Annotated in this window: 18 protein-coding genes; 6 read left to right on the plus strand and 12 right to left on the minus strand. The window is 56.3% G+C overall.

Translation table 11 applies throughout. The features are described 5' to 3' along the window. Nucleotides 1-5: 5 nt before the first annotated feature. The 8 genes from R8G34_18505 to R8G34_18540 form a co-directional block, all read right to left on the minus strand. Nucleotides 6-1,238 (minus strand): mandelate racemase/muconate lactonizing enzyme family protein, encoded by a 1,233-nt coding sequence (locus tag R8G34_18505; protein ID MDW3224845.1) that lies wholly within the window; start codon nt 1,236-1,238, stop codon nt 6-8. A 70-nt stretch (nt 1,239-1,308) separates the two neighbouring features. Beyond that, the gene (locus R8G34_18510; protein MDW3224846.1) at nt 1,309-2,400 is read right to left on the minus strand and encodes a Zn-dependent alcohol dehydrogenase; all 1,092 of its coding nucleotides are present in this window, start codon (nt 2,398-2,400) and stop codon (nt 1,309-1,311) included. Nucleotides 2,401-2,500: 100 nt separating this feature from the next. Further along, complete coding sequence (locus tag R8G34_18515; protein ID MDW3224847.1) at nt 2,501-3,712, minus strand: TCR/Tet family MFS transporter; 1,212 nt, start codon at nt 3,710-3,712, stop codon at nt 2,501-2,503. Between the two features lie 3 nt (nt 3,713-3,715). Further along, a complete protein-coding gene (locus R8G34_18520) occupies nt 3,716-5,041 on the minus strand; it encodes a lyase family protein (protein ID MDW3224848.1) in 1,326 nt (441 codons plus the stop codon). 31 nt (nt 5,042-5,072) lie between these two features. Beyond that, nucleotides 5,073-5,861, minus strand: a complete 789-nt coding sequence (pcaD, locus tag R8G34_18525; protein ID MDW3224849.1) for a 3-oxoadipate enol-lactonase — start codon at nt 5,859-5,861, stop codon at nt 5,073-5,075. Then, on the minus strand, nt 5,858-6,859 hold the full coding sequence (locus tag R8G34_18530; protein ID MDW3224850.1) for a threonine/serine dehydratase: 1,002 nt from the start codon (nt 6,857-6,859) through the stop codon (nt 5,858-5,860). The genes pcaD and R8G34_18530 overlap by 4 nt, the downstream gene beginning before the upstream one ends. Continuing rightward, entirely contained in the window at nt 6,856-7,680 is an 825-nt protein-coding gene (locus tag R8G34_18535) for an alpha/beta hydrolase (GenBank protein MDW3224851.1), read from the minus strand. The genes R8G34_18530 and R8G34_18535 overlap by 4 nt, the downstream gene beginning before the upstream one ends. After that, nucleotides 7,677-8,366 (minus strand): haloacid dehalogenase type II, encoded by a 690-nt coding sequence (locus tag R8G34_18540; protein MDW3224852.1) that lies wholly within the window; start codon nt 8,364-8,366, stop codon nt 7,677-7,679. Before R8G34_18540 ends, R8G34_18535 begins: the two co-directional genes overlap by 4 nt. Nucleotides 8,367-8,548: 182 nt before the next feature. Here R8G34_18540 and R8G34_18545 point away from each other — a divergent pair, with 182 nt between their 5' ends. Then, on the plus strand, nt 8,549-8,977 hold the full coding sequence (locus R8G34_18545) for a peptidylprolyl isomerase (GenBank protein ID MDW3224853.1): 429 nt from the start codon (nt 8,549-8,551) through the stop codon (nt 8,975-8,977). A 29-nt stretch (nt 8,978-9,006) separates the two neighbouring features. On the opposite strand, the gene R8G34_18550 is transcribed toward R8G34_18545, so the two are convergent. From R8G34_18550 to fabA, 4 genes are all read right to left on the minus strand, one after another. Next, nucleotides 9,007-9,339, minus strand: coding sequence for a hypothetical protein (locus tag R8G34_18550; GenBank protein ID MDW3224854.1), 333 nt, complete (start codon nt 9,337-9,339; stop codon nt 9,007-9,009). 75 nt (nt 9,340-9,414) lie between these two features. Beyond that, nucleotides 9,415-10,206 (minus strand): enoyl-ACP reductase, encoded by a 792-nt coding sequence (locus R8G34_18555; protein ID MDW3224855.1) that lies wholly within the window; start codon nt 10,204-10,206, stop codon nt 9,415-9,417. Nucleotides 10,207-10,216: 10 nt separating this feature from the next. After that, entirely contained in the window at nt 10,217-11,446 is a 1,230-nt protein-coding gene (gene fabB / locus R8G34_18560) for a beta-ketoacyl-ACP synthase I (GenBank protein MDW3224856.1), read from the minus strand. A 25-nt stretch (nt 11,447-11,471) separates the two neighbouring features. Then, a complete protein-coding gene (gene fabA, locus R8G34_18565) occupies nt 11,472-11,981 on the minus strand; it encodes a bifunctional 3-hydroxydecanoyl-ACP dehydratase/trans-2-decenoyl-ACP isomerase (GenBank protein ID MDW3224857.1) in 510 nt (169 codons plus the stop codon). 204 nt (nt 11,982-12,185) lie between these two features. On the opposite strand from fabA, the gene R8G34_18570 reads away from it, so the two are divergent. The 5 genes from R8G34_18570 (at nt 12,186) to R8G34_18590 (ending at nt 16,975) form a co-directional block, all read left to right on the plus strand. Further along, a complete protein-coding gene (locus tag R8G34_18570; GenBank protein ID MDW3224858.1) occupies nt 12,186-12,605 on the plus strand; it encodes a Fur family transcriptional regulator in 420 nt (139 codons plus the stop codon). Nucleotides 12,606-12,932: 327 nt separating this feature from the next. Beyond that, on the plus strand, nt 12,933-14,276 hold the full coding sequence (miaB, locus tag R8G34_18575; GenBank protein ID MDW3224859.1) for a tRNA (N6-isopentenyl adenosine(37)-C2)-methylthiotransferase MiaB: 1,344 nt from the start codon (nt 12,933-12,935) through the stop codon (nt 14,274-14,276). 210 nt (nt 14,277-14,486) lie between these two features. Continuing rightward, a complete protein-coding gene (locus tag R8G34_18580; protein ID MDW3224860.1) occupies nt 14,487-15,503 on the plus strand; it encodes a PhoH family protein in 1,017 nt (338 codons plus the stop codon). Nucleotides 15,504-15,540: 37 nt separating this feature from the next. Next, nucleotides 15,541-16,038, plus strand: coding sequence for an rRNA maturation RNase YbeY (ybeY, locus tag R8G34_18585; protein ID MDW3224861.1), 498 nt, complete (start codon nt 15,541-15,543; stop codon nt 16,036-16,038). Between the two features lie 37 nt (nt 16,039-16,075). Then, a complete protein-coding gene (locus R8G34_18590; GenBank protein ID MDW3224862.1) occupies nt 16,076-16,975 on the plus strand; it encodes a hemolysin family protein in 900 nt (299 codons plus the stop codon). The last annotated feature ends 79 nt before the right edge of the window (nt 16,976-17,054 follow it).

Consider the following 17,054-nt stretch of genomic DNA (forward strand, 5'->3'; position numbering starts at 1 on the left):
AGACGTCAATCCGTTGGAGCCGGTGCGCCCCCTTCAAACGCATTACCGTCCACGTAGTCACAGGGTTCTTCGCGCATTTCCAGATGCAGGCCGGTGCCGGTGTAGGGATGCGCGCGGGCGAGGTCTTCATCGACCTCAATGCCCAAACCCGGGGTTTCCGGCGGGGTTACAAATCCATTTTCGACGCGGATGGTGTCCTTGATCAAGGCGGTATGAAAAGACGTTTCAATTGTTTCGGCCATGAGCAGGTTTGGAATAGATGCAGCGAGGTGGATATTGGCCGCCCATTCCACCGGCCCAGCATAGAGATGCGGCGCCATTTGCGCGTTATAGACTTCGGCTAAAGCGGCGATTTTCTTTGTTTCCCAAATGCCGCCAGCCCGACCCAAAGCGGGTTGCAGGATCGTGGCAGCCCCGGCGCGCAACACGGGTGCAAATTCCGCTTTGGTTGTCAGGCGTTCGCCTGTTGCGACAGGGATGCGGACGGCGCGGGCGACTTTCGCCATCTCTTCAACGGCATCCGGCGGGATAGGTTCCTCGAACCAAAGCGGTGAGTAGGGTTCCAAGGCTTGGCCAAGGCGAATTGCACCTGCCGTCGTGAATTGACCGTGTGTCCCAAAAAGAAGATCAGCCTTGTCGCCGACAGCCTCACGGATGGCATTGCAAAAGGCAACGGATTGCGAAATGTCGCGCATGCCGGGCATATGGCCCCCGCGCATTGTGTAGGGACCCGCAGGGTCAAACTTAACTGCCGTGTAGCCTTTGGCGACCATGGTGGCAGCGCTTTCGGCAGCCATTTCCGGCGATGCCCAAAAGGCTGAGATGTCATGTTCTGGCTGAGGATATAGGTAGGTATAGGCGCGGATACGATCGTTCATCCGCCCCCCGAGAAGCGCCCAAACAGGGCGGTTGCGCGCCTTGCCCAGAATGTCCCAACAAGCGATCTCCAAACCTGAAAAAGCCCCCATAACCGTTAAGTCCGGTCGTTGTGTGAAGCCCGAGGAATAGGTCCGGCGGAACATCAACTCGATGTTCTCGGGGTTTTCACCAGCCATATGACGGGAAAAGACGTCCTCGATCACTGTGCGCATTGCGTCTGGGCCAATAGACGCCGCGTAGCACTCGCCCCACCCCGTGATACCATCGTCAGTCGTGAGTTTGACCAAGATCCAGTAACGCCCGCCCCATCCGGGAGCAGGAGGGGCCGTGACGATGACATCGAGGTCAGCAAGTTTCATGGAGGGCTCCTCTATTCCGCACAGCGGTGGCCTAAAGCCCACCTTGCCAGTAGTTGCTTCTTCTCAGGCATTACCTGTTAAAAATAATCACGTTGCGCCGTGCGCCGCCTGTTTTAGTATCGGCAATCGCCTCGTTGATCTGATCAAGGCTCCAGCGACCTGAAATGAGTTCATCGAGCTTTAAACGTTTCTGCGCGTAGAGATCCGCCATCCATGGAATATCCCGTTGGATGACGACATCACCCATTTTAGAACCGACCATGCCCTGCCCCAAAGCCGCCAGAACAACGGGTTCGTAGCTGGAATAGGCGCCCGAATGGGGCATTCCGACCATGATCACCTTGCCCCCCTGCGCCAGATAACGCGGGGCCTGATCATAGGCGGGAATTGCGCCCACTGTCACAATCACTGCATCAGCACCCCGACCGCCAAGCGCCTTGAACGCTTGTTTCCAAGGCTTTTCGTCTGTGGCAAGCACGCCGTCTGTTGCACCAAAATCCCGCGCTGTTTCGAGCTTTTCAGGGCTCATATCGACCGCGATGATACGGCGCGCACCGGCGATGCGCGCGCCCTGGATAGCATTCAGGCCGACACCGCCCGCGCCTATAACCACAACGTCCTGTCCTGGGCGCAGGGCGGCGGCGTTGACTACGGCGCCAACGCCGGTGATCACGCCACAGGCAATCAGGCTGGCGGCAGCCTTGGGCATGTCGGGGTCGATGCGCACGACTTGGTTTTGATCCACAACGACTTTTTCCGCAAAAGCCCCCGTTGCCATCGCTTGGTGCAGTTTCCCGCCCGTTGCCGTTTTGATCGGACCATGATCCCCATCGTAAGGCGTTTCACAGAGCGTTGGTTTGCCGCCCGCGCAACTGCCGCAGGTGCCGCACGCGCGGATGAGGGTTACCACCACGCTGTCACCTTCGGATATCCCGCGCACACCTGATCCCAGACCAGTTACAATACCTGCAGCTTCATGGCCGTATACCGCCGGTAGCGATCCACCCCACGCGCCCTCCGCATAGGAAATATCTGAATGGCAGATGGCCACGGCATCCAGTGAAACTTCGACTTCGCCCATTTCAGGTGCGCGTAATTGGATGTCTTCGATCTGAAGAGGTTCGCCAAAACTATGGCAAACAGCGGCTTTGATTGTCTGCATGGAGGTCAGGTCTTTCTGTTGTGCATGTATCGCTTGGATGAGGGTGCCGTCAGGACAGCCAGCGTGCAAGATGCTTTCCGACATGGGGTGTCGTTATTCATCACCCTTTTGTGGCGGGTTTTCGAGGTGGGAAAGCCACAAAAACCAACAGTCCGGCAACGATCAGGATAGCCGAAAGGATGAATGGAGCGCCTGGCAGATACATTGTGGCCTGAGGGTCTGTGAAGGTCGCAAAAACACCTGTCATCGCCATCGGCGACAGGATCATGGCAAGGGCGCTGGCTGAAGTGAGCGCGCCTTGCAGCTCGCCTTGCGCATCAGCAGCGACGGCTTTGGACATAATGCCTTGTAGAGCCGGCGTGATCACGGCAGCCAAAGCGGCAAGGGGCGTTAGGATCAGCGCAAGCGTGCCGCTGGTGACAAATGCCAGTGCCAGAAAGGCACCGATGTCAAAGAAATGACCATAAATTACGGTACCTCGCTCGCCCAGAAGGCGCAGGACAGGGCGGATCAATCCCCCCTGCACAATGGCCAGCATGATGCCAAATAGCGCCAGACTGAGGCCAATGGTTGAAGGCTCCCAGCCAAAGCGTTCCTTGCCAAAGAAAGCCCAGATCGCGGGATAGACCATGAAGGCGACCTGATAGAGGAAAAATACAATTAAGAGCGGTCCAACGCCCGGCAATCGACCCAGTTGGCGGATGCTGCCTAGTGGGTTTGCACGTGCCCAACGGAAAGGGCGCCGCATTTCGGGCGTCACTGTTTCGCGCAGCACGAAGTAGCCAAACACCGCGTTCAATGCGGCCAGAGCAGCGGCTGCATAAAAAGGCGCGCGGGTTCCATATTCGGCCAGAAACCCACCCAGTAAGGGACCCAACACGAACCCCAGGCCAAAAGCTGCGCCGATAAGGCCGAAATTTGCGGCACGGTCTTCTGGGCGCGATATATCTGCCATGTAAGCATTTGCAGTGGATTGAGTTGCAGCCGTGATACCGCCCACAACACGCCCGATGAAGAGCAAAGCGATGGTTCCTGCGACCGCCATCACCAGATAATCAAGCGCCATGACCACAAGTGATGTCAGCAACACGGGCCGCCTGCCAAAACGATCTGACAGCCCGCCGATAACGGGGCCGAAAAGAAATTGCATCACCGCAAACGTGGTCGAGAGAACCCCGCCCCAGAGTGCGGCATTGCTCAAACCCGTTCCTTGAATGTCCTGAATAAGGTCCGGCATCACAGGAATGATCAGGCCAATGCCCATTGAGTCGAGCATGACCGTGATCAGGATGAACAAAACGGCAGGGCGCATCGCTCAGAGCGCCCTGACCCGAGCGACGAATGCGCGCGCGTCCGCAGGTGCCTGACCCAACTGCATACGCGGGTCGAACAGGGTTTCAGGCAGGTTCGGATACGTGGCACGGGCCAGTTCAGAAAGGGGCCTGCCGGTACGCGCGACTTCTTGGCAAAGCGTTTTAACGGCGGCTTGGGCCTGAGGACGCGGCATGCTTTCCGTCAGCGCGAAACTCAGCGCTTCGCTGTGCAGCAGTTCGAGACCTTTTTCGAAGGCCTGCGCCATCTGTATCGGATGCGGGGTCAGGTGCTGGCTGAGTTGTAAGGCATGTTGCAAACCCGCCGCGCAACCGAGTGCGATCTGCGGTACCAGCATCCATTCGGTGAACCAAGCGGCCCCATCGCGCTGATGCTGATGTGAAGCCGCAATTTGCAAGGATCCCTGTAAACCGTTCATCTGGTTTGACAGCGCGACAAGGGCGCTGGCGCTTACAGGATTTTGCTTTTGTGGCATTGTCGAGGACGCACCAGCCCCGCCCAGGCTGACCTCCTGAAGTTCAGTCGCTGAGAGAGCAATCAGTGTTTGGCCCATTGCGCCAAGCGTGGCCATGACCTGCGCCATCCAGGCGGTGATGCGCAAAATCGGGCCGCGGTCGGTGTGCCAGGACCGTTTGGGGTCCCAAAGTCCCAATCCCTCAGCGAGAGACATGCGCACAGCCGCGGCCTCGGGCCCAAGCGCCGAAGACGTTCCCGACGCGCCAGAGAGCGAGACCCATAAGGCGTCTGCGCGCAGGGTAGGCAGCATATCAATGGCATCCAGAAGTGGCACCCCCCAGCTTGCCAGAACCGCTCCCCAACTGGTCGGTGTCGCCTGTTGAGCATAAGTGCGCCCGGCCATTGGCAAATCGGCATGTTGGCCTGCCTGATCTGCCAGCGTCGCTAAAACCACGCGTAAATCCGCCTCAGCCAATACAAGCGCTTGTCGGAGCCGCAACATCAATCCGGTGTCGATAATATCCTGTGACGTGGCACCCCAATGGACATATTGCGCATGTTCCGGCGCGTTCATTTCAGCGCGAAAGGCCGTGACCAAAGCTGGAATGCACACACCGTTTTCGCCCGTTTCTTTAGCCAATGCCCCGGGGTCTATCTGGATCTCAAGCGTGGCACGGTGAATCGCGGCAGCGCTGATTTCGGGGATAATACCAAGCTCGCCCTGCGCTTTGGCCAATGCGCCTTCCACCAAGAGCATGGCGCGCAGAGCGGCACTGTCTGAAAACAACCGGCCCGTTTCGCCGGTCGGAAACAAGCGTGCATGAAGCGGGCTGTCAAAAACGCTTGCCGCCACGTGTCAGACCGCCCTAACGCTGCGTATTGTGCTATACATGGCCCACATCTTTCAAGAAATCGGTCAGCAAGTTCGCATATTCCTGCGGTTTCTCAACACAAGGCAAATGCCCGGCTTTGCGGATCACATGGCACCGGCTTCCGGGGATCAAATCCGTCGTTTCACGCACGAGATCAGGCGGGGTCGAGCCATCCTCATCCCCTGATATTCCAAGTGTGGGCAAGCGCAGCTTGGCGGTCGTGGCGTAAAAATCAGTACCCGAAATCGCGGCTGAGCACCCCATGTACCCTTCATCTTCCTGACGGGTCAGCATGTTGCGCCACAGTTCCAATTCCGGCAATGCGCAAAAGCCTTTGGAAAACCACCGGGTCATGACCGCATCTGCGAGACTTTCAATGCCGCCATTTCGAACGCCTTCAATGCGCTCTGACCACATTTCCGGCGTGCCGATCTTGGCGGCTGTATTTGACAGGACCATGGCGCGGATCATGTCCAGACGCTTGACCGCAAGACCCTGCGCGATCATGCCGCCAATCGATAATCCTACAAACACGCAATCTTTGACCTTTAGATAATCCAGTAGTTTTTCAGTATCTGCGACCAAAGCCCCCATCGAATAGGGGCTGGGTGGACACGTCGAGAGACCGTGCCCCCGTTTGTCAAACCGAATGATCCGAAGACCCGTGGGGAGAAGCGGTAGGATGGGATCCCACAGACGTAAATCGGTCCCCAACGAGTTCGCGAAGACAACGGGCGCCCCGTCATTCGGCCCGTCAACGCGGTAGTGAATCCTGACGTCGCCCACATCTAACAGGTTCATGCCGCATCTCCTTGCTGAACATCTTGATCTGCCATCTGCAACGCCTGTTGAAAAACGCCTGCATCGACGTTGCCCCCGCTTATCACCACGATAACGTCATTCCCTTCGATCTGATCCTGTCGAAAGAGTGCTGCCGCAAGGGCGACGGCACCACCCGGTTCAGCGACGAGTTTCAACCGGTTGAACGCATGTGCGACCGCCCTGAGAGCGTCGTTTTCGGTGACCATGAAGCCCGGTCCCGCCAGTTTTTTCAGAATTGGAAAGGTCAGGTCGCCGGGCTGCTGCGTGATGATTGCATCGCATAGGCTTCCCGAAATCCTGCTATTGCGTTCAATCTTGCCAGATCGCAGCGATCGCGCCACATCATCGAAGTTTTCGGGCTCAGCCGTGCGCACCCGCAAGCCGGGCGCATCGGTCTCAAGCGCCAGCGCGATACCTGAGGACAAACCGCCGCCACCGCAGCATACAATGACGTCAGCCTGTTTCACGCCTACCTCTGCGGCTTGTTGCGCAATTTCCAAACCTGTGGTGCCTTGGCCTGCGATGACCTGTGGTTCATCATAGGGTTTTATCAGCGTTAAACCACGCGCGCTGGCAATTTCGGTACCAACGGCGCCACGATCTTCGCCCGCCGCGCGGTCGTAAAGCACGACCTCTGCTCCAAGGCTCCGAGTATTGTCGATTTTGACCCTTGGCGCGTCACGCGGCATGATAATCACGGACGATGTTCCGTGTGATCTTGCTGCCAATGCCACCCCTTGCGCGTGATTCCCGCTGGAAAATGCGATAACGCCGCGTGCACGCGCCTCTGCGGGCAAGGCAGAGACAGCAGACCACGCGCCACGAAACTTGAAGCTGCCCGTGTGTTGCAGGCATTCCGGTTTGATCCAGACACGACGCCCGGCAATATCATCCAAAAACGGCGAAGACAGGAAAGGGGTGTGCCTGATGTGGCCTTCCAGACGCCCGGCCGCGGCGCGGATCATTTCAATGTTCATGACAGTTTTTCCACCCATGCTTGGAGGGCCGCAACCGCTTCGGGTTCATCCAGAAAGGGAATGTGCCCCCGGTTTGGGACCGTGACGCTTATCATATCGGGTCTGCGCCGTTCCATCTCACGCAGCGTTTCCGGGCTCAGCAAATCAGAGTTTTCGCCTCGAATGCAGGCGATCGGAAGCCCTTGCAGCGCATCAAAATAGGGCCATAGATCAGGTGCTGCCTGGGCGCCCAAGGCTTCAATGGCATCGCGCAGCTTTGGATCATAGGTAATCTCCAGCCCGTTTGCTGTTTGACGGAAATGCTTTTGTGCTTCTTCCACCCAACGCGATTTGGGAACCCCATGAAAGCCACTGTATGCCTTTTGCATCGCTTGCGCGGCCTCAGCATGCGATTTCGCCGCTGGATTGCGTCCCAGATACTCGGAGATGAACGCAAGACCCTCGGCGTCGATGACCGGCCCGATATCGTTCAGGGCAACCCCGATCAACCGATCTTTGGCCCCTGCCGCGAGACCCATTGCATTCAACCCACCGCGTGATGTGCCGATAATGGCAGCCTTGTCGATTTCAAGGTGATCGAGGAGTTCAATTACATCACGGCATTCAACAGGCAACGCGTAATTTTGCCAATTCGGATCCCAATCAGATGCCCCACGCCCCCGATAGTCCATTTTGATCAGCCGCAAATTCGTAAGAAACGGCGTCATGTAGTCGAAGTCAGCGGTAGTCCGCGTCAGGCCTGCAAGGCAGAGAACCGGAATGCCGTCGCCGCTTTCCGTGTAGTACAAACTCAAACCGTCCGATGTCTTGTACCGCGTCATGGCAGGCCCGCCACGTCCGGAATGCTGGACAAATCTGGCCTGATATGGGCCGGCCGCCACGGCAGGCGATCCACTGGATCACCCGCGCGATTGACCCAGACTGACGAAAAGCCATACCCGGTGGCGCAACCGGCGTCCCATCCGTTTGACGAAACGAACAGAACCTCGCTTTTTTCGCAACCAAACCGTTTGCCGACCAGATCGTAAACGCGCGCATCGGGCTTGAAGACACCTACGCTTTGAACCGAAAGAGTGTCATCCAGCAGATCCTGTATCCCTGCGGAAGTGACCGCCCCTTGCAACATATCCGGTGACCCGTTTGACAGGATTGCAGTTGCCATTCCGGATGCCTTCAAACGTTGCAGCATCTCGGGCACCTCAGGATAACTTTGGAGTTCCCAATAGAGTGCAAGCAGGCGTTCGCGCAGAGCTGCATTCCCGTCCAGCCCGGTTTTTTCCAATGCCCAGTCGAGGCCGTCCTGCGTCACTTGCCAAAAATCACCATGGGCATCGGTCACCGCACGCAACCAGGTGTATTGCAGTTGTTTTTGACGCCAATGCTCGGCCAAGTCAGGCCAGCTATCCGTCAATTCTGCAAAATCAGGCTCAGAGGCCGCTTGGCGTGCCGCCGCCGCCACATCAAACAAGGTACCGTAGGCGTCAAAGATGCATGTGGTGATTGGCATTCAAGGGGCTCCAGTCGTCGTTTACCGCAGAGTGTCATGGCGAGGCTTGAGCGAAAAGACCGAAATGCCCGGTTTTTGACTTTACTCATGCGAACAGGACGGGCAGTTTGCAGATGTACCCGGAGAACCCGTGCGGTCACGCGGCCTCCCACACTCATTTTCCAAGCATGATCGGAGTTTCAATGACCCAGGTTAAAATGGGCGATATCGTCGGCATCCATTACAAGGGCACGCTGCTTGACGGCACAATCTTTGACAGCTCGGAAGGACGTGATCCTCTGGAATTCGAAGTTGGCTCCGGGCAAATCATTCCCGGCCTGGATGTTGCATTGCCAGGCATGACGGTGGGTGACAAAAAAACTGTCAAGGTCCCGTGTGATCAGGCTTATGGACCCGTCAATCCTGAAATGCGGCAAACCATCCCGCGTGAAGGTATTCCAGCAGATGTGCCTTTGGACATAGGGACGCAGCTCAACGTGCAAACACCGGAAGGTCAGGCCATGCAGGTAATGGTTGTTGCGGTGGATGATGCGACCGTGACCATTGACGCCAATCACGCGTTGGCGGGGCAAGATCTGACCTTCGATATTGAACTGATGTCGATCGCCTGACGGGCGTATCGGACGCGCCCGAAGAAGGTCTAGCCGTCGACTTCCGGTCGGTTGATCGGTGTCTTCGAGGCAGGCAATCCTGACATGCCCGCATTGAATTCCGCGGCTGCAACAAAGCCCTCACCTTGCTGCCCCGGGTCGATATCAGGGGACGAACCGCTTTCGATCATGCTCGAAACGATTGGTTTAACAACTTCAAGTCCGGCCAGCAGTTTTGGTTGGAGAACGGGGTCCGACCATAAGGCTGCGGACATCGTAACCGATGCCACGGGAACCAAAGCCCAACCCAGAAGCCTAGCACGTCGCGCGCGGCTCCTGTAGCGCTCTTGGCGCAGATTGCGAGAATCGATAACACTGCCCATCTTTGTAGCGTGCAACACAAATGTGGCATTACTAAGGCGGTATGCGCCGTAGGGTGGGCTTCAGGCCACCCTGACTTAGATGTTCTCCCCCTGCGGCATGCCCAGAACATGGTACCCGCCATCAACACGAATAATTTCACCAGTTGTGCAGGCGCCAGCATCTGAAGCCAGATAAACGGCTGTACCGCCAACTGCTTCCAGCGTGGCATTGGAGCGCATAGGCGCGTTTTGATCCGTATGTTTGTAGGTTTTGCGGGCGCCACCGATGGCGGCTCCGGCCAGTGTTTTCATTGGTCCGGGAGAAATTGCATTTACCCGGATGCCCTCCGGACCAAGATCATTTGCCAGATAACGCGTGGCGCTTTCCAAAGCCGCCTTCGCCACGCCCATGACATTGTAATTCGGCACGACGGTATTGCTGCCCTGATAGGTCAAGGTCAATAAAGTGCCGCCGTTTTCCACCATCAACGGGTGCGCGCGCCGTGCAACTTCAACAAAGGAGTAGGCGCTGATGTCCATCGTTTGTTTGAAATTTGCCCGGCTGGTGTTCAAAAATCGTCCAGTAAGTTCGTTTTTGTCCGAAAACGCAATGGCGTGTACGACAAAATCAATGGTGGACCAGCGCGCTTCCAACTGCGCAAAAGCGGTATCGAGCGACGCGTCATCGGTCACGTCGACGTCGACCATGAAGTCCGACCCCACGGATGCCGCGAGTGGGGCCAACCGTGTACCGAAAGCATCGCCCTGATAGGTAAACGCCAGTTCCGCGCCAGCACCTGCCATGGCTTTTGCGATCCCCCAGGCGATGGAGCGTTCATTGGCCACGCCCATAACAAGCCCGCGTTTTCCGTCCAACAAACCGGTCATGAACGCTCTCCTATCCCAAGTATTTCGACAGGATCATCGATCCGTTTGTGCCACCAAACCCAAATGAGTTGGTCATCACGGACTCCAGTCCGGCGTTGTCGACGCGTTCAAGCGCAATCTCTGTATCATCCAGCGCGGGGTCAAGTTCTACCACATTGATAGACTTTGTGATGAAGTCATTGTCCAGCATCAGCAGGCTGAAGATGGCTTCAAGCGCGCCTGCAGCTCCCTGTGCGTGACCCGTCATGGACTTGGTGGAACTGACAAGCGGGGTGGTGCCTTTGCCAAAGACCCGGCGAACCGCTTCGATCTCTCCCACATCCCCGACCGGCGTGGAGGTCCCATGGGCATTAATGTATCCGACTTTGTGCCCTTCCGGCAGGGTGCTCAGCGCCAGACGCATGGCGCGCTCGCCGCCTTCGCCGGATGGGGCCACCATATCGTGCCCATCAGAAGTGGCTGCATACCCGGTGACTTCTGCGTAGATTTTTGCACCCCGCGCCAAAGCATGTTCGAGGTCTTCCAGCACAACGATGCCACCGCCGCCCGAGATCACAAACCCGTCGCGCGTCGCGTCGAACGCCCGGCTCGCAGTCTCCGGCGCGTCATTATATTTGCTGCTCATTGCACCCATAGCGTCAAACAGGCACGACAGCGTCCAATCCAATTCCTCGCCGCCACCGGCAAACATCACATCCTGTTTGCCCATCATGATCTGCTCTGCTGCGTTGCCAATGCAATGCAGTGACGTGGAGCACGCCGACGTTATAGAGTAATTTATGCCTTTGATTTTATAGGCAGTGCTGAGGTTAGCGCTGACCGTTGAGGACATGCATTTGGGCACGGCAAAAGGTCCGATGCGTTTGGTCGCGCCCGTGTTTTTGACAACTTCATGGGCCGTTAACATTGCGCTGGTAGACGGCCCGCCGGATCCGGCAACCAGACCCGTGCGCGGGTTTGATACAACTTCGTCGTCCAGACCTGCGTCTGCAATCGCCTGACCCATTGCAATGTACGCATAGGCCGCACCCGGTCCCATGAAGCGCAATGTGCGTTTGTCGATATGTTCCGAGACGTCAATTTTGAGCGTGCCTGCCACCTGACTGCGGAACCCGTGTTCTGCCATTTCCGGGCTGGCCACGATGCCGCTTCTTCCTGCCTTGAGTGAGGACAGGACCTCTTCGGCATTATTCCCAATGGATGAGACAATGCCCAATCCTGTCACGACGACGCGGCGCATGGTTTTCTCCTTCGTGATCTCTAAGTCAGACGTCTGATAAGGCGACACGCATGCCGGTTACTTCGTAGATTGTATCCCCATCAGCTTCCACCCGGCCATTGGCGACACCCATTGTCAAGCGACGGGTTTGCAACGCTTTGGTGAAATCTACGTGATAGGTCAGCATTTTACGATCCGGACGCACCATGCCGGTGAGCCGCACTTCCCCGACACCAACTGCCATGCCCCGTCCAGTCCAGCCGCGCCAGCCAAGGTTGAAACCGGTCAGCTGCCAAAGCCCGTCAAGACCTAGGCAGCCGGGCATGATCGGGTTGCCCGGAAAGTGACAGTCAAAGAACCAGAGGTCAGGGTGGATGTCGAATTCTGCCGTGACATGGCCCTTGCCATTCGTGCCGCCATCATCAGATATATCCGTGATCCGGTCCATCATAAGCATAGGCGGCTCAGGCAGTTGCGCATTACCGGGACCAAACAGTTCTCCCCGCGCGCATTTCAGCAGCTCATCTTTATCAAAGCTTTTGGGGTAATTGGCCATGACGGCAGGTCTCCTGCTGAAGTATTTTGTTGATCAAACCCCTCTAGCATCGGCTTTGCAGGCTCTGCAAGAGCGCTGGCGGGAGCTCTGATGCGTCTTTTGTGCAAATGCCGATGATGCTTATCAGAGACAAAATCGGCATAATCAATTGAAAATGACTCGCAATACGCCCTATATAGAGGGTGAGATGACCAAGAGGACGCCATGACAAGCGCGCAACAAGACATAGGAGCCGCCTGGCTTGAGACGGCCGGGGTGCGACCAACGCGACAGAGAGTGACGCTTGCCACGCTGCTGATCGGCGATGGTCAGGATCGGCATGTCACGGCCGAGAGTTTGTTTGCGTCAGCAAAGAAGCAGGGCGAAGCTGTCTCTTTGGCGACAGTCTACAACACCCTGCGGGCTTTCTGTGATGCGGGCCTGATGCAGGAAGTAACCGTGGATGGGTCCAAGAGCTATTTTGACACCAACACGCATGACCACCCGCATTTTTTCTGGGAAGACGAGGCGAAGCTTACGGATGCACCCTCCGATCAATTGGTGATTGCGCAAATCCCCGATGCGCCCGAAGGCGCAGAAATAGCTTCAGTGGACGTTGTGATCAGGCTGCGCCGCAAGTCTTGACGTGGCGGTGGACGAGCGTCCACCCTACGGTGCTGCCGTTATGCGACGCGATGACGTTTACCTTTGTGCTGGGCTTCCAGCGGTCTTGGATAGTCGGTTAGCCCGCCACCGATAAATACCTAATACCCTGCGTCACAGGGCGCGCGGATTGGCACATTTTTTCCTTTGCAGTTTGCCCGACTTTTGCTCGACGGTTCGACCTATCTTTGAAAGCTTTGCTTAAAGTTCATTTGTCCATGAATGCGGAGGCATCCGTTTTGCGATTATTGCAAGAGATTGTCCGTACTGCTAAGCACCGCGCCAACGCCCTGTGAACCGGAATTTCCAATGACCGCGCCCAAAAAGCTCTTCATCAAAACCTATGGCTGTCAGATGAACGTCTATGACAGTGAGCGCATGGCGGAATCGCTGGGCGGACAGGGCTATGTGGAAACCGCGGATGCTACCGATGCGGACATGATCCTGTTGAACACTTGTCATATTCGGGAAAAAGCGGCTGAAAAGGTCTATTCTGAACTCGGGCGCCTCAAAAGTTTGAAAACGCAAAACCCTGATTTGAAGATTGGGGTGACCGGATGCGTGGCACAGGCTGAAGGTGAAGAGATCATGCGGCGTCAACCGGCCGTAGACCTGGTGGTTGGGCCGCAGTCCTATCACCGTTTGCCGCAGATGGAAGCCCGCGTGCGCGCAGGGCAGACTGCGTTGGATACAGATTTCCCGGAAGACGACAAATTCGAAACGCTGACGAAGCGCAGTGCAATAAAACGCGCGCCTTCCGCGTTTTTGACCGTACAGGAGGGATGCGACAAATTCTGTGCATTCTGCGTTGTGCCCTATACGCGCGGTGCCGAAGCAAGCCGTCCCGTCCCCCGAATTCTCGACGAAGCCCGCGAACTGGTTGCGCGCGGTGTGCGCGAAATCACCCTGCTGGGGCAAAATGTAAATGCCTATCACGGCACCGGTTCGGATGGATCAGACCAAAGTCTCGCGCAGTTGATATGGGCCTTGAATGAAGTCGATGGCCTGGAACGCATCAGGTTTACCACGTCCCATCCCAATGACATGACCGATGACTTGATCGAAGCTCTTGGTCGCTGTGAAAAGCTCATGCCCTATTTGCATTTGCCTGTTCAATCCGGTTCTGATCGCATTCTAAAGCGGATGAACCGCAGCCACACGGCAGAGAGCTACTTGCGTGTCATCGAGCGAATCAGATCAGCCCGTCCGGATATTGTGATGTCGGGGGATTTTATTGTTGGCTTCCCGGAGGAAACGGAGGCGGATTTTCAAGCGACGCTCGATTTGATTGAAGCAGTTAACTATGGCTATGCCTATTCGTTTAAGTACTCGACCCGCCCCGGGACACCTGCTGCGGAAAGGCCACAGGTTGATGTGCACGCTGCGGATGATCGCCTGCGTCGGATTCAAGCCTTGATAACCCGCCAGCAACAGGCAATCCAAAACAGCATGGTAGGGCGTGATCTGCTGGTCCTAGTGGAAAAAACCGGGCGCAAACCCGGTCAAATGGTTGGAAAATCACAATACCTTCATGCTGTGCATATCGAAGATTCGGACGCCACTGTAGGTGACATCGTGTCGGTACGGATCACGCAGGCCAAGCGCAATTCTTTGGCAGCCATTGCCAAAGCAAAAGTTAGTGCTGGGCGGTAGGTTTGCGGTTGTCAGGCATTTCGTTGATCGCTTGGTCCCAACTGGTACAGATGGCGATAGGATGACGCCGACAAGATCGGCGTGCGCCCCGTCGACGCCGCCTATTTGGCCGTAAATTGGTTTCAAGTAGAGATTTTTCCATCCATACGCTTGCGCTGCCGGTTTGGAATTGGCACCGTCTTTTGTAACCCTATGCTTGAGGAGCGGCGATTGGCCCCCAGCGACCAGAACCCGACTGATACACTCACCGCACCCCCAGGGGGCACGGTCGAATTCCCAGACAACAGACTGTTGATTGATTTATGTGGGGTCTATGACGCCAATCTCACTCAGATCGAGGCCGCGCTTGGCGTGCAGATTGTGCGACGCGGCAATCAACTGGCGGTCATGGGCGAACCAGATTCGCAGACCGATGCCATGCGCGTTCTGCATACACTTTACGCGCGTCTGGAAAGTGGGCGTGCAGTAGAATCAGCGGATGTGGACCGAGAATTGCGTATGGGACCCTTTGAAGAGGCCAGCGGTCTCCAAAATGGCGACCAATTGGAGATGCCCATCGGCAACCGCATTGAAATCCAAACCCGCAAGAAGAACGTTGAACCGCGTACCGAGGCGCAAAAAGCCTATGTTCATTCGCTTTTTGAAAACGAGCTGGCTTTTGGTATTGGCCCGGCCGGGACCGGCAAGACATATCTTGCAGTCGCTGTGGGCGTATCCATGTTTCTTGCAGGTCAGGTGGACAAGATCATCTTGTCGCGACCCGCGGTCGAAGCAGGCGAACGGCTCGGATTTCTGCCTGGCGACATGAAAGACAAAGTCGACCCCTACATGCAGCCACTTTATGACGCCTTGGGCGACTTTCTGCCAGGAAAACAACTTGCAAAACTCTTTGAGGAAAAGCAGATCGAAATCGCGCCACTTGCGTTCATGCGGGGTCGCACGTTGTCCAATGCCTTTGTCGTGCTGGATGAGGCGCAAAACGCTACATCTATGCAGATGAAGATGTTTCTGACGCGCTTGGGAGAAGGTTCTCGCATGGTCATTACCGGCGATAGAACGCAGGTTGATTTGCCTCGCGGTGTGTCTTCTGGTCTCGCGGATGCCGAGCGGTTGTTGAAGACAATTCCCAAAATCAGCTTCAATTACTTCACCTCGAAAGATGTGGTCCGCCACCCTCTGGTGGCTGCAATTATCGAAGCCTATGAGGCGGAAACCCCACCAGGATGAAGGGTTCGGGGCTCATTTTCCCGTCCATCACTATGATATGGTGAGCATTTTGATAGAGGCTGCAGCTTGGAAGGCAATCTCGTTTGAAGCTGTGGCCGCTGAAGCGATTGCAAAAACACTGGTGCGGGTGAAATTGCCCGAGGCCGCCACAGAAATCTCTCTGCTCGCTTGCGACGACGCGCGTATTACCAGATTGAACGCTGATTTTCGGGATCGTGAGCGATCAACCAACGTCTTAAGCTGGCCCGCGGCCGACTTGTCACCCGAGATTGAAGGTGACGGGCCGGTGTTACCGAAGCCCGATGGCGAAGGTGTTTATGAGTTGGGTGACATTGCAATTGCTTTTGAGACCTGCGCCCGCGAGGCCGATGAATTGCAAATACCGCTGGAGAGCCATACGGCCCATTTGATCGTTCATGGAACGTTACACCTTTTAGGATATGACCACATCCGTGACCGCGATGCCACGGTCATGCAGGCATTAGAAATCGAAATACTTGGCAAAATGGGTATAGATGACCCATATAGGAACTGATCGGTGATCGCGCCGAGCCATTCTAGAACAGGACCCAATGGGCGACAACGACGGACAGTCTGACGCAGCGCAGCGCGCGCATGTGGAAGCAGACACAATAGCAGATACTGAGACCACGCGGTCCAGTGGATTTTTGAGCCGGGTCATCGGGGCGTTAAGCCCCTCAGAGGCCGAGGACTCAGAACCGGTTTCAGCTAAGCTTGCTGAACAACCCCAAACCCACGGTATGATCAACCTGAGACGCATGCGGGTTGAGGACGTGTCCATTCCCAAAGCGGATATCATTTCGATCGCTGTGACCGCGCCACTTGAAGAGGTCGTGACGATTTTCAAGGAAAGCGGTCTGACCAGATTGCCGGCTTATGATGGGACACTTGATACGCCGATCGGATTTTTGCACCTCAAGGATCTGGCTCTTACGCATGGATTCAATGGGGACAGCCACGATTTCGATATGCGCGCAATGTTGCGCCCTCTTCTTTTTGTGCCTCCTTCGATGACGATTGGCGTATTGCTCACGAAAATGCAGGCTGAAAGGCGCCACATGGCGCTAGTGATCGATGAATATGGCGGTGTCGACGGTCTGGTAACCATCGAAAACCTGATAGAGCAGGTCATTGGCGAGATCGAAGACGAACATGACGTTGATGAAGGGTTGTATTGGACGCAGGAAAAACCGGGTTGTTATCTTGCGCTGGCGAAAACGCCGCTTGATGCTTTTGAGGCGGAGATTGGACAATCGCTGACCGAACACGACGAGGTCGATGAAGAGGAAATCGACACTTTGGGGGGTCTTGTCTTCATGCTATCGGGACGGGTTCCGGCTCGGGGTGAAGTGGTTGTGCATCCTGACGGGCCAGAGTTTGAAGTACTTGATGCGGATCCGCGACGCATCAAACGACTGCGTGTGCGGACTGCTGCAACCGTCCCGCAGTGACAGAAACCCGGCACGGTCTGGCTAGTCTGCAGTCTTGGTACAGGGGCCTAACGCGTAGGCCTCGCTTGCTTGTCGCTGG

The organism is Paracoccaceae bacterium, from assembly GCA_033344815.1.
Taxonomy (GTDB): Bacteria; Pseudomonadota; Alphaproteobacteria; order Rhodobacterales; family Rhodobacteraceae; genus Roseobacter.

Excerpts from the sequence above, each read along its gene's own strand:
- R8G34_18505 (MDW3224845.1), bottom strand. The coding sequence starts at position 1,238 with ATGAAACTTGCTGACCTCGATGTCATCGTCACGGCCCCTCCTGCTCCC.
- R8G34_18510 (MDW3224846.1), bottom strand. The coding sequence starts at position 2,400 with ATGCAGACAATCAAAGCCGCTGTTTGCCATAGTTTTGGCGAACCTCTT.
- R8G34_18515 (MDW3224847.1), bottom strand. The coding sequence starts at position 3,712 with ATGCGCCCTGCCGTTTTGTTCATCCTGATCACGGTCATGCTCGACTCA.
- pcaD (MDW3224849.1), bottom strand. The coding sequence starts at position 5,861 with ATGAACCTGTTAGATGTGGGCGACGTCAGGATTCACTACCGCGTTGAC.
- R8G34_18530 (MDW3224850.1), bottom strand. The coding sequence starts at position 6,859 with ATGAACATTGAAATGATCCGCGCCGCGGCCGGGCGTCTGGAAGGCCAC.
- R8G34_18535 (MDW3224851.1), bottom strand. The coding sequence starts at position 7,680 with ATGACGCGGTACAAGACATCGGACGGTTTGAGTTTGTACTACACGGAA.
- R8G34_18540 (MDW3224852.1), bottom strand. The coding sequence starts at position 8,366 with ATGCCAATCACCACATGCATCTTTGACGCCTACGGTACCTTGTTTGAT.
- R8G34_18545 (MDW3224853.1), top strand. The coding sequence starts at position 8,549 with ATGACCCAGGTTAAAATGGGCGATATCGTCGGCATCCATTACAAGGGC.
- R8G34_18550 (MDW3224854.1), bottom strand. The coding sequence starts at position 9,339 with ATGGGCAGTGTTATCGATTCTCGCAATCTGCGCCAAGAGCGCTACAGG.
- R8G34_18555 (MDW3224855.1), bottom strand. The coding sequence starts at position 10,206 with ATGACCGGTTTGTTGGACGGAAAACGCGGGCTTGTTATGGGCGTGGCC.
- fabB (MDW3224856.1), bottom strand. The coding sequence starts at position 11,446 with ATGCGCCGCGTCGTCGTGACAGGATTGGGCATTGTCTCATCCATTGGG.
- fabA (MDW3224857.1), bottom strand. The coding sequence starts at position 11,981 with ATGGCCAATTACCCCAAAAGCTTTGATAAAGATGAGCTGCTGAAATGC.
- R8G34_18570 (MDW3224858.1), top strand. The coding sequence starts at position 12,186 with ATGACAAGCGCGCAACAAGACATAGGAGCCGCCTGGCTTGAGACGGCC.
- miaB (MDW3224859.1), top strand. The coding sequence starts at position 12,933 with ATGACCGCGCCCAAAAAGCTCTTCATCAAAACCTATGGCTGTCAGATG.
- ybeY (MDW3224861.1), top strand. The coding sequence starts at position 15,541 with ATGGTGAGCATTTTGATAGAGGCTGCAGCTTGGAAGGCAATCTCGTTT.
- R8G34_18590 (MDW3224862.1), top strand. The coding sequence starts at position 16,076 with ATGGGCGACAACGACGGACAGTCTGACGCAGCGCAGCGCGCGCATGTG.